The sequence below is a fragment of the Streptomyces sp. NPDC004561 genome, from assembly GCF_053602155.1.
Genome location: NZ_JBSGDB010000282.1, coordinates 1 through 11,822, shown reverse-complemented (window position 1 = coordinate 11,822; position 11,822 = coordinate 1). Strand labels below are relative to the sequence as shown.

Genomic DNA, 11,822 nt, shown 5'->3' with positions numbered 1-11,822 from the left:
ATCAGGGAGCGCGAACGGGAGTGGACGTTGGGCGGGTTGAGGTTGAGCCGGTCGAAAACCGAACGGCGCCGCTCCGCAGCCGGCCGCAAGCCGAACGCGCCGGTCACCACGCACCCGCACCCCACAGACGACCGCAAGCCGAACGAAGCAACCCGCTCAGCCCGCGGCAGCGACAAGCGCCTGCACGACCCGCAGGTCCTCGCCCATCTCCGGATGCCACTGCACGCCCAGCGCCCACCCCCGCTCCGGCGGCAGCTCGATGGCCTCCACCGTGCCGTCCGCCGCGTGGGCCGAGGGCACGAGCCCCGCGCCGAGACGGTCCACGGACTGGTGGTGGTAGGTCGGGACGGTCGTCTCCTCGGGCACGATCCCGGCGTACACCGTCCCCGGCACCGGCTTCACCGGATGGCCGCCGAACACGCCCACCACCTCCGCGTGGCCGTCGAGGTGCTGCACCAGCGTCCCGCCGAGGGCCACGTTCAGCAGCTGCATGCCCCGGCAGATGCCCAGCAACGGCAGACCGGCGTCCAGCGCGGCCCCGATCAGCGCGAGTTCCCACGCGTCGCGGGCCGCGGCGGGAGGCCCCGTACGGGGGTCGCGCCCGGCGCCGTACCGGGACGGGTCCACGTCCGGGCCGCCCGCGATCACCAGCCCGTCGATCCGGGCCACCGCCGCCGCGGCCTGCGCGGGCGCGTCGGGCGGCAGCAGGGCGGCGAGCCCCCCGGCCCGCTGCACCAGACGCGGATAGCCGGCCGGCAGCAGCGCGGCCTCCAGCTCCCACACACCCCACCGGGCGCCGGTCTCCAGATACGTGCTCACACCGATCAAAGGTCGTCCGCTCACGCCGCCCTCCCAGTAGTCCCACGGCCCATCCAAAGGTCCATGCTCACACCTTTGCATCAGTCCGCTCAGGTCAGGAAGCCCCGCAGCAGCGCCGCCGTACCCGCGCAGTGCTCGCGCATCATCTCCCGCGCCCCGTCCGCGTCCCCGTCCAGCACCGCCTCCACCAGCGCGGTGTGCTGCCGCTGGGAGTGCTCCAGGTTCCGCACCAGCAGCGGGATGCAGTCGAGCAGGTCGTTGACCTTGGCCCGCACCGCCGCGTACTGCGCCGTCAGTGACGCGGAACCGCACAGCTCGGCGAGGGTGAGGTGGAGCAGGGTGTCCAGCCGCCGGTAGTCGGCGAGCGGAGCGTCGTGCGTGCGGGCCAGCGCCTCGCGCAGCCGGTCCGCCCGCTCGCCGGTGAGCCCGTGCGCCGCGCACAGCCCGGCCGCGCCGACCTCAAGCACCTCGCGGAAGCGCAGCACGTCCTCGACGTCGACCTCGGCGATCCGCCGCCGCAGCTCGTCCTCGCCGCCCGCGTCGGCACGCGGCAGCACGAACGTTCCGCCGTAGCGCCCGCGCCGGGACTCCAACAGCCCCTGGTCCTGCAGCACCTTCAGCACCTCGCGCAGCGTCACCCGGCTGATCCCGAGCCGTTCCGCCAGCTCCCGCTCGGCCGGCAGCCGCTCGCCGCCCGGCACCAGGCCGAGCCGCACGACCTGGAGGATCTGCTCCAGCGCCTCCTCGAAGCCGTTGCCCGCCCGCACCGGCCGCAGCACCGGAGCGAGCCGGTCGCCCGGTCCGTGGGCCTCCCTCTCCCACGACATCCGGCCGCACCCCCTTCCCAAGCAATGGTTCTGAGCAATACCTTATGGCTCCCGGCCCGGCCGAAGAAGCGCGAAGGCGCCGAAGGAGGCTCTCCCGTGGCAGACCGCACACCCCCGCTCAGTGTCGAGGAACTGCACGCCCTTGTCGCGAGCGGTGAGATCGACACTGTCGTCCTGGCCTTCCCCGACATGCAAGGGCGGCTCCAGGGCAAGCGGTTCGCCGCCCGCTTCTTCCTCGACGAGGTCCTGGAGCACGGCACCGAGGGCTGCAACTACCTCCTCGCCGTCGACACCGAGATGAACACCGTCGACGGCTACGCGATGTCCTCCTGGGACCGGGGCTACGGCGACTTCGCCATGCACCCCGACCTGTCCACCCTGCGCCGCATCCCCTGGCACCCCGGCACCGCCCTGCTCGTCGCCGACCTCGCCTGGAACGACGGCTCGCCGGTCGTCGCCGCCCCCCGCCAGATCCTGCGCCGCCAGCTCGACCGGCTCGCCGAACTCGGCTACACCGCCCAGACCGGCACGGAACTCGAGTTCATCGTCTTCAAGGACAGCTACGAACAGGCCTGGGACGCGAACTACCGCGGGCTCACGCCCGCCAACCAGTACAACATCGACTACTCCGTCCTCGGCACCGGCCGCATCGAGCCCCTGCTGCGCCGCCTGCGCAACGACATGGCCGGCGCCGGTCTCACCGTCGAGTCCGCCAAGGGCGAGTGCAACCCCGGCCAGCACGAGATCACCTTCCGCTACGACGAGGCCCTCGTCACCTGCGACCAGCACGCCCTGTACAAGACCGGCGCCAAGGAGATCGCCGCCCAGGAGGGCGTCTCGATCACCTTCATGGCCAAGTACAACGAGCGCGAGGGCAACTCCTGCCACATCCACCTCTCGCTCGCCGACGCGGACGGCACCAACGCCATGGCCGGGGACGGCGAGGGCGGCATGTCGGACGTCATGCGCCACTTCCTCGCCGGACAGCTCGCCGCGCTGAGGGACTTCTCGCTCCTCTACGCCCCGAACATCAACTCCTACAAGCGGTTCCAGCCCGGCTCCTTCGCCCCCACCGCCGTCGCCTGGGGCCACGACAACCGCACCTGCGCCCTGCGCGTGGTCGGCCACGGCCGCTCCCTGCGTTTCGAGAACCGCCTGCCCGGCGGCGACGTCAACCCCTACCTCGCCGTCGCCGGACTCGTGGCCGCCGGCCTGTACGGCATCGAGCAGAAGCTCGAACTCCCCGAACCCTGCGCCGGCAACGCCTACACCGCCGAATTCGCGCACGTCCCGACCACCCTGCGCGAGGCCGCCGAACTCTGGGAGAACAGCCCGATCGCCAAGGCGGCCTTCGGCGACGAGGTCGTGACCCACTACCGCAACATGGCGCGCGTCGAACTGGAGGCCTTCGACGCCGCGGTCACCGACTGGGAGCTGCGCCGCTCCTTCGAACGCCTGTGAAAGGTCAACACGTGTCCGACCCGCACGAGCTGAAGGTCCTCAACCCCGCCACCGAGGAGGTCGTCGCCACCGTCGCGGCCGCCACCGAGGAGGACGTGGCCGCCGCCGTCGTACGCGCCGCACGGGCCCAGACGCGCTGGGCCGCACTCCCGCCCACCGACCGGGCCCGGCTGCTGCGCCGCTTCGCCGACGTCGTCGACGCCCACGTCGAGGAGCTCGCCCGGCTGGAGGTCCGCGAGGCCGGTCACACCATCGGCAACGCCCGCTGGGAGGCCGGCAACGCCCGCGACCTGCTGCACTACGCCGCCGGCGGCGCCGAACGCCTCCTCGGCCGGCAGATCCCGGTGCCCGGCGGCTGGGACGTCACCTTCCAGGAACCCCTGGGCGTGGTCGGCGTGATCGCCCCCTGGAACTTCCCCATGCCGATCGCCGCCTGGGGCTCCTTCCCGGCGCTCGCCGCGGGCAACGCGGTCGTCCTCAAGCCCGCCGAGACGACCCCGCTCACCGCCCTGCGCCTCGCCGAACTCGCCCTGGACGCCGGTCTGCCCGAGCACCTCTTCCAGGTGCTGCCCGGCCACGGCCACACCGCCGGACGCGCCCTGGTCGACCACCCGGACGTCGCCAAGATCGTGTTCACGGGCTCCACCCGCACCGGCCGCGAGGTCATGGAGCGCTGCGCCCGCCTGGTCAAGCCGGTCACCCTGGAACTCGGCGGCAAGAGCCCCAACGTCGTCTTCGCCGACGCCGACCTGAAGGCCGCGCTCGACCCCTTCTCCTTCCTGGACAACTCCGGCCAGGACTGCTGCGCCCGCACCCGCCTCCTCGTCCAGGAGAGCGTGCTGGAGGAGGCCCGGGACCTCCTCGCCGACGCGCTGGCCGCCGTGGTCGTCGGCGACCCGGCCGACGAGAAGACGCAGATGGGCCCGCTGATCTCCCGTCAGCAGCTGGACCGCGTACGGTCGTACGTCCCCGAGGACGCGCCCGCGCTGCGCGGCGGCGCACCCGACGGCCCCGGCTTCTGGTTCCCGCCGACGGTCCTCACCGGGGAGCGCCACGACAGCCCGGCGGCCTGCGAGGAGATCTTCGGCCCGGTCGCCGTCCTCCTGCCCTTCACCGACGAGGAGGACGCGATCCGCCTCGCCAACGGCACCCCCTACGGTCTCTCCGGCTCCGTCTGGACACGGGACCTCGGCCGCGCCCTGCGCGTCTCCCAGGCCGTCCGCGCCGGCAACCTGTCCGTCAACTCCCACTCCAGCGTCCGCTACTGGACCCCGTTCGGCGGCTTCAAGCACTCCGGCCTCGGCCGCGAACTCGGCCCCGACGCCCTGACCGCCTTCACCGAGACCAAGAACGTCTTCATCAGCACGGAGGGCCCCGCACAGTGACCGCAGAATCTGTTTGCCGCCGCCTGGTCGGCCGTACCGCCGTCGTGACCGGAGCCGGCAGCGGCATCGGCCTCGCCACCGCCCGCCGCCTCGCCGCCGAGGGCGCCCACGTGGTCTGCGCGGACGTCGACGAGACCCGCGGCAAGGCCGCCGCCGACGAGGTCGACGGACTCTTCGTGAAGGTCGACGTCACCGACCCCGAGCAGGTCGAGGCGCTGTTCAGGACGGCGTACGACACCTACGGCAGCGTCGACGTCGCCTTCAACAACGCCGGTATCTCGCCGCCCGACGACGACTCCATCCTGGAGACCGGCCTGGAGGCGTGGAAGCGCGTCCAGGAGGTCAACCTGACCTCCGTCTACCTGTGCTGCAAGGCCGCCATCCCCTACATGCGGCGCCAGGGCAAGGGCTCCATCATCAACACCGCCTCCTTCGTGGCACGGATGGGCGCGGCCACGAGCCAGATCTCCTACACCGCCTCCAAGGGCGGCGTCCTCGCCATGTCCCGCGAGCTGGGCGTGCAGTTCGCCCGGGAGGGCATCCGGGTCAACGCCCTGTGTCCCGGGCCGGTCAACACCCCCCTGCTGCAGGAGCTGTTCGCCAAGGACCCGGAGCGGGCCGCCCGCCGCCTGGTGCACATCCCGGTCGGCCGGTTCGCCGAGGCCGAGGAGATCGCCGCCGCCGTCGCCTTCCTGGCCAGCGACGACTCCTCCTTCGTCAACGCCACCGACTTCCTGGTCGACGGCGGGATCGCGGGCGCCTACGTCACACCGCTGTAGGGGAGGTCAGAGGAACGTGCGGCCCTCGCCCCGGTAGGTGGGCACGGCCGCCGTCACCTCGTCGCCCTCGACGAGGTGCAGCACCTCGAACCGCTCGCACAGCTCGCCCGCCTTGGCGTGCCGGAACCACACCTTGTCGCCGATGAGGAGGTCGTCGGCGGGGGAGCCGAGCAGCGGCGTCTGCACCTCGCCGGGACCCTCCTGCGGGTCGTACCTCAGCCCCTCCGGCAGGTACGGCACCGGCAGCCGGTCGGGGCCGGCCACGCCGGAGGCGGGATAGCCGCCGCCCAGCACGGTGACGACCCCGACGCCGGGTCGCCGGACGACCGGCAGCGCGAACAGGGCGGCCGGCCGGCCCGTGAAGGAGGTGTAGTTGTCGAAGAGGCGCGGCACGTACAGGCCCGAGCCGGCCGCTATCTCGGTGACCGCGTCCTCGGCGGCGGTGTGCTGCACGCTGCCCGTGCCGCCGCCGTTCACGAACTCCAGGCCGGGCACGACATCGCGCACCGCCCGGACCACGGCCGCACGGCGCTCGGCCAGTTCCCGCCGGGCCGTGGCCTGCATCAGCCGGACCGCACGGGAGCGCAGCGGCCGTCCGGCGACCGCGTCACCCACTCCCGCGATGTGCCCCTCGTACGCCATGATCCCCACCAGCCGGAAGCCGGCACGCCGGGCCACCGCCCTTGCCAGCTCGGCGAGTTGGCCGGGGGAGTGCAGCGGGGAGCGGCGCGCGCCCACCCGCACCCGGCCGCCCAGCAGCCTCAGCGAGGTGTCCAACTCCAGGCAGACCCGCACCACTTCACGCCCCCCGTCGCGGGCGGCGTCGATGAGATCGAGGTGCGCGAGGTCGTCCACCATGACGGTGACCGCACCGGCGAGCTTGGGATCGGCGGCCAGCTCCGCGAAACCGGACCGGTCGGCGGAGGGATAGGCCAGCAGGATGTCGTCGAACCCCGAACGCGCGAGCCACAGCGACTCGGCCAGGGTGAACGACATGATGCCCTGGAACCCCTCCCTGGCCAGGACGCGTTCCAGCAGGGCCCGGCAGCGCACGGACTTGCTGGCGACCCGGACCGGTTTGCCGGCGGCGCGGCGGACCAGATCGGCCGCGTTGGCGTCGAAGGCCTCCAGATCCACGATCGCGAGAGGGGCGTCGAGATGGGCGGTGGCCCGGTCGTAACGGGCCCGGTCGGCGGCGCGCGCAGTCATGACGGAAGCCTGCCAGACACGATTACCGCAGGGTAGGGGGACGTTCCGGGCAGATGCCCCGGGCCCGTGGACTGGTTCCGTCCCGGTCCCCGGCAACCCGTAGAGTGACGCGCACGTACGGCGGAACGCACCGGCCCACCAGGTGAACCGGGATGCCGGTCCGGCCGTACGGGTATGCGTGCCCGGACGGAGCTTTCACACCGGGCGCGGCCGAACAGGTGCGGCGGCCCGCGTACGAGAGACGGCCCGGGCACGAGGAAACGGGGGGTGCATGAGCACGGAAGCGCGCCACGCCCCCGTCCCTCCGCGCCCCTCGTCCCCGCCCGACCCCGACCCGGCGCCCCAGCGGCCGACGCCGGCCGTACCGGCTCCGGCCACGCCGGCCGGCCGTGCCGGAACCCCCACGGCGGGGTCTCCCTCCCCCGACGACACCGAGGAGCCGTCCGTCTTCACCCCGCGCCCGACACCCGCGAATAGGGGGACACGGACCGACAGCCCACTGGCCGAGAACTCCACGCCGGAGAGGACGTACGTGTCGGGGCGAGCGGACCAGTCCGGGCGGGGGGCCCGGTCGGGGCGGGCGGACCTGTCGGATGGGGCGGACCGTTCGAGGAGGGCGGACCTGTCGGATAGGGCGGACCGTGCAGGGAGGGCCGCCCAGCAGGGCCGTGCCTTCCGGAACCTCGCCGTGCCCGAGGCCGCCGACCCCGTGAGCCCCCCACCCCCGCCGGCCTCGGCCCGCTTTCCCGACACCCCGCCGCGTACGGGAGTTGGGCGCGCCGAGGGTGCCGGCTCCGTCGGTCCGATGGGCGTCGGTGGCGTCGCTGGCGTTGGTGCCGGGGCCGCCGGTTCTGCGCGCTCCGGTGACGCCGGCGTGGTCGGTTCGAGGCGTCCTGGCGGCGCGGGCTCAGCCGGTCCCGTGAGTGCCGGTGGCGCCGGCTCGGCTGGGCCGGGGCGTCCTGATGACGTCGGTGCGGCGGGTCCGGCGCGCGCCGAGGGTGTTGGGGCAGCCGATTCCGGTCGTTCCGGCGGTGGTGGCGCGTCTGGTTCGGGGCGGCCCGCACAGGAGCCCGGGCCGGAGTCACGGCGGGCCGGAGTGCCGGCGGAGACGCCCTCCGAGACGACGGCCCGGCTCCGTCCGATTCCCCCGGCGGCCGGACGTCGCGCCGACGGCACGGCTGCCGGTGAACGACGCGACGGCTTCGGCTCCGCCGCGGGGTCCGCCGGCCCGGCGCAATCGACACGCCGGACGACCGCCTGGAACCCCACCGCGCCGGCCCACTCCGTGAGCCCCCAACCGCCCGCGGCGCCCGTCGCGCCGGCCCCCTCCGTCAGGCCGCCCGCGGCACCCGTCGCGCCGGGCCGCCCCGCGAGCACTCGGCCGCCGGAGACCCCCGTCGGATCGGCGCATTCCTCGGGCCCCTCGCGTCCCGCCGCCTCCGCCCACCCGAAGAGCCCCCGGCCGTCCGCAGTCCCGGTCGCGCCGACCCACCCGGCGAGCCCTCCGCCGTCCACGCTCCCCACCGCGCCCGCGCACCCCGCGAGCCCTCCGCCCCCCACCGCCCCCGACCCCGCCCTCTCCTGGAGTGCCGGTGTGGCTGCTCGGCCTGTCGTGTCGTTCGGGGAGCCCGAGGTGTTCCGGGAGCGCAGGGGGCTTCGGGTGGGGTCTCGTACCGTCGCCGCGGCCGTCTGCCTGGTGCTGGGTCTCGGACTCATCGGCGGTGCCGTCACCGGGAGTTGGCTCACGGGGGACGGCGGGGGCGGCACCCCCGGACACGGGTTCGCCGCCGCCGCCACGTTCTGGCACAGCGTCCCGGTCGACCAGTTGTTCCCGGCCACCGTCGAGGGCACCGGCGCGGGCCCCGGCGGCGCCGACCGCGCCTGGACCCGGATCGCCGTGGCCCCGGACAGCGGCTGCGCCGACGCCTTCGACCCGCTGCTGCGCAAGGTCCTCGCCCCCGCCGGCTGCCAGCGGCTCCTGCGCGCGACCTACACCGACGCCACCCAGAGCTACGTCACCACCGTCGGACTGCTGTTCACCAAGGCCGACCCCGCCGCCATGTCCGCGCTCGCCGCCCGCTTCCGCACCGAGCGGCTGGACCGGCGCACCGACCTGATGCCCCGGCCGTACGCCGCCAAGGGCACCGCAGCGGCCGGGTTCGGCGACGAACAGCGCGCGTCCTGGACCATATCCGTCCTCACCGACGCCCCCGTCGTCCTGTACGCCGTCTCCGGCTGGGCCGACGGCCGCAGTGTCGGCGCGCCCCAGCCCGCCGCGGACGCCGTCCGCGCCGGCGTCACCACCGCACCGGCCCAGGCCGGCCTCGGCAACGAGGCGCAGGGCCGGGCCGACTGCGTCGAGCGGCGCCTGCGCCGGACCACCGGCCCGGCCACGGAGACCCCCTCATGAGGCGATCGACACGCGGCCGGCGCCGCATGCGCGCGTCCGGGGCCACGGCGAGCCTGCTGCTCGCCGGCTCCCTCGCCCTGCTCCCGTCCGCCGCCCACGCCGACGGCATCCGCGCCCAGCAGTGGGGCCTGTCCGCCCTCCACCTCGACGAGGCCTGGCAGACCACCAAGGGCCGGGGCGTCACCGTCGCCGTCCTGGACACCGGGGTCGAGGCCGACCACCCCGACCTCGCCGGCAACGTCCTGCCCGCCAAGGACATGATCGGCTTCGGCGCCCGGCAGGGCGACCGCGACTGGGCCCGGCACGGCACCGCCATGGCGGGCATCATCGCCGGACACGGCCACGGCCCCGGCCGCGCCGAAGGCGTCGTCGGCGTCGCCCCTGAGGCGAGGATCCTGCCCGTCCGCGTGATCCTCGAGGACGGCGACTCCGCCCGCACCAAGGCCCGCACCAGCCGGGGCAACGCCCTCGCCGACGGCATCCGCTGGGCCGCCGACCACGGCGCCGACGTCATCAACCTCTCCCTGGGCGACGACTCCGCCTCCGCGCACCCCGAACCCAGCGAGGACGAGGCCGTGCAGTACGCCCTGAAGAAGGGCGTTGTCGTCGTCGCCTCCGCGGGCAACGGCGGCGACAAGGGCGACCACGTCTCCTACCCCGCGGCCTACCCTGGCGTCATCGCCGCCACCGCCGTCGACCGCTACGGCACCCGCGCCTCCTTCTCCACCCGTCGCTGGTACGCGGCCGTCAGCGCGCCCGGAGTCGACGTCGTGATCGCCGACCCCGACCACAAGTACTACGAGGGCTGGGGCACCAGCGCGGCCTCCGCCTTCGTCTCGGGGGCGGCGGCACTGATCAAGTCCGCCCACCCCGACCTCGCCCCGGCCCAGATCAAGAAGCTCCTGGAGGACACCGCCCGGGACGCGCCCGCCGGCGGCCGGGACGACTCACGCGGCTTCGGCATGATCGACCCGGTGGCGGCGCTGAAGGCGGCCGACCGGCTGAAGCCACAGACCCTGCGCCCGGCGACGTACGCCAAGAAGTACTTCGGCCCCGGACCGGACGCCGCCAGTGCCACGAGCAGCGCGTCCGACTGGGCGGGCCCCCTCGCGGGCAGCGTGGGCGGGGTCCTCCTGGTGGCCGGGGTGATCCTGTGGCGGGGCCGCAGGCAGTCCCTCTGACGCGGCTCCCTACGGCACCGGCGCGAACACGGACACCGCGGCCCTGGCCGCATCCTCCACCAGGGAGATCCCCCGCGCCTGGCTGACGGTCCCCTTCGACAGCACTGCCACCAGGTACGCGCGCGAGCCCACCGTCACCCGCCCGACGCTGTTCACGACCCACAGCCCGGTCGTACTGCGCGGCAGCCACCCGTTCTTGAGGGCCGTGGAACCGCCGTCGGCGGCGGCCGAGACCCCCCACCGCTGATCCGCCTCGACCGACTCCATCAGCCCCCGGACGTACGTCCGCGAGGCCGCGCTCAGCTTCGAGTCCGCCCCGAACACCTGCCGCAGCAGCACCAGTTGGTCCGCGGCCGTCGTCTGGGTCAGCCCCCACAGCCCGCCCCGGGCGCCGGAGGTGCCCGTCAGCCCGAGGCGCCGGTTCGCCGCGTCCAGCCCGGCCGCCTGCCCGATCGTGTGCCACAGCTCCGTCGCGGACGCGTTGTCGCTGTCCTCGATCATCTTCGTGGCGTACGCCCGCTCCGCCGCCGTCGGTCGCCGCCCCGCGTCCTGCGCCTGGAGCAGCAGCGCGGCCAGGATGTCGACCTTGACGATGCTCGCCGTGTCGAAGGCGGCCGCGCCGTACACCGCGCTCTCGCCGGAGTCGAGCGCCAGCACCGCGGCCGACACCTTCGCGCCCGACGGCACGGTCACCGCCGCCATCGCCTTCGACAGCAGCGCCGTCCGGTCCACCGCCGCGGCCTCGGTCACGGGTTCCACCGACGCCTCCTCGTCCGCCCCGGCCGAGGAGGCCGAGGGCACCGCCGACGACGATACGGCCGCGGTCCCCGGGTGCGCCCGCGCCTTCGCGCAGACGGTGGCGCCGGCCGTGACCCCGCCGACGGCGACGAGGGCGAGCGCGGTGGACAGCAGCGGACGGCGCCGGGACGGGCGCGCACGGCGGCGGGAGCGGGCTCCGGGGGACTCTGGCGGCGATGCTCGGGGCGGGAGCTGTGCGCCGCGTGGGGCGGACGTGAGACCGGGCTCAGGGACGCCTGAGATTCGTGTGAAAGGGGCGCCGCCCCGTGCGCGCCGCCCCGGACGAGCACCGCCGCTTCCCCCCGATAGGGTCGGTGACCGTGGCGAACAAGAACATTCCCGACCCCGGCTTCTCCGACGACGACGGCTCCGCCGACCCCCGGCTGAGCGCCGCGCTCGCCGCCTGGGCCGAGGACCGCGCCGCCCTGACGCCCGTGCTGGAGGCGCTCAAGGGCGCCCGGCTGCTCGTCCCCGTCGTCGCCGTGCTCGGCGAGGTCGAGGAGGACGAGAACGGGCTGCGCCGCGAGAAGACCAGCGACATGGCCGTCCCCACCCTGAAGGCCGGCCACCGCACCGCCCTGCCCGCCTTCACCTCCACCGACTCCCTCGCCCGCTGGGACCCCGAGGCCCGGCCGGTCGCCGTACCGCTGCACCAGGCGCTCCAGGCCGCCGCGCACGAGAAGGCCGACACGGTCGTGCTCGACCTCGCCGGGCCGGTGCCCTTCGAGCTGACCGGACCGGTGCTGCTCGCTCTCGCCGAGGGCCGCACCAGCACCGACCCGCTGACCGACCCGGCCGTCGTCGAGGCCGTGCGCTCGGCCGTGGCGGCGGAGCCGGCCGTGCTGCGCGCCCACCTCGGCCCCGGGCAGGCGGACGGCACCCTCGTCCTCGTCCTCGACCTGGCCGCCGCGCCCGCCGAGGCCGCCCGCGCGGTCGCCGGGCGGCTCGCCGCC

The 11,822-nt window shown here is 74.6% G+C and carries 10 protein-coding genes; 6 read left to right on the top strand and 4 right to left on the bottom strand.

Annotation, left to right across the window (positions count from 1 at the left end; translation table 11 throughout):
* Positions 1–156: 156 nt before the first annotated feature.
* The gene (locus tag ACWEN3_RS29865) at positions 157–843 is read right to left on the bottom strand and encodes a gamma-glutamyl-gamma-aminobutyrate hydrolase family protein (RefSeq protein WP_452976892.1); all 687 of its coding nucleotides are present in this window, start codon (positions 841–843) and stop codon (positions 157–159) included.
* 65 nt (positions 844–908) lie between these two features.
* A complete protein-coding gene (locus ACWEN3_RS29860) occupies positions 909–1,646 on the bottom strand; it encodes a FadR/GntR family transcriptional regulator (protein WP_452976890.1) in 738 nt (245 codons plus the stop codon).
* Between the two features lie 96 nt (positions 1,647–1,742).
* Between ACWEN3_RS29860 and ACWEN3_RS29855 the strand changes: the two genes are divergently transcribed.
* From ACWEN3_RS29855 to ACWEN3_RS29845, 3 genes are read left to right on the top strand one after another with little or no spacing between them, the layout of a single operon-like run.
* Positions 1,743–3,107 carry a glutamine synthetase family protein gene (locus ACWEN3_RS29855; protein ID WP_452976888.1) on the top strand — a complete coding sequence of 455 codons (1,365 nt, stop codon included), beginning with the start codon at positions 1,743–1,745 and terminating at the stop codon, positions 3,105–3,107.
* A gap of 11 nt (positions 3,108–3,118) precedes the next feature.
* Complete coding sequence (locus ACWEN3_RS29850; RefSeq protein WP_452976886.1) at positions 3,119–4,492, top strand: aldehyde dehydrogenase family protein; 1,374 nt, start codon at positions 3,119–3,121, stop codon at positions 4,490–4,492.
* Positions 4,489–5,271 (top strand): 3-oxoacyl-ACP reductase, encoded by a 783-nt coding sequence (locus ACWEN3_RS29845; RefSeq protein WP_452976884.1) that lies wholly within the window; start codon positions 4,489–4,491, stop codon positions 5,269–5,271. The genes ACWEN3_RS29850 and ACWEN3_RS29845 overlap by 4 nt, the downstream gene beginning before the upstream one ends.
* A 6-nt stretch (positions 5,272–5,277) precedes the next feature.
* On the opposite strand, the gene ACWEN3_RS29840 is transcribed toward ACWEN3_RS29845, so the two are convergent.
* Positions 5,278–6,480 carry an amino acid deaminase/aldolase gene (locus ACWEN3_RS29840; protein ID WP_452976882.1) on the bottom strand — a complete coding sequence of 401 codons (1,203 nt, stop codon included), beginning with the start codon at positions 6,478–6,480 and terminating at the stop codon, positions 5,278–5,280.
* A gap of 1,660 nt (positions 6,481–8,140) precedes the next feature.
* Here ACWEN3_RS29840 and ACWEN3_RS29835 point away from each other — a divergent pair.
* Positions 8,141–8,890, top strand: a complete 750-nt coding sequence (locus ACWEN3_RS29835; protein WP_452976880.1) for a hypothetical protein — start codon at positions 8,141–8,143, stop codon at positions 8,888–8,890.
* Complete coding sequence (gene mycP, locus ACWEN3_RS29830) at positions 8,887–10,071, top strand: type VII secretion-associated serine protease mycosin (protein WP_452976878.1); 1,185 nt, start codon at positions 8,887–8,889, stop codon at positions 10,069–10,071. The genes ACWEN3_RS29835 and mycP overlap by 4 nt, the downstream gene beginning before the upstream one ends.
* Positions 10,072–10,080: 9 nt before the next feature.
* Here the strand turns inward: mycP and ACWEN3_RS29825 are convergent, their stop codons facing one another.
* Positions 10,081–10,983: a serine hydrolase gene (locus ACWEN3_RS29825; RefSeq protein ID WP_452976896.1), complete on the bottom strand. Its 903-nt coding sequence runs from the start codon at positions 10,981–10,983 to the stop codon at positions 10,081–10,083.
* Between the two features lie 206 nt (positions 10,984–11,189).
* On the opposite strand from ACWEN3_RS29825, the gene ACWEN3_RS29820 reads away from it, so the two are divergent.
* A partial coding sequence (locus ACWEN3_RS29820; RefSeq protein WP_452976894.1) for an SseB family protein occupies positions 11,190–11,822 on the top strand: 633 nt, incomplete at its 3' end.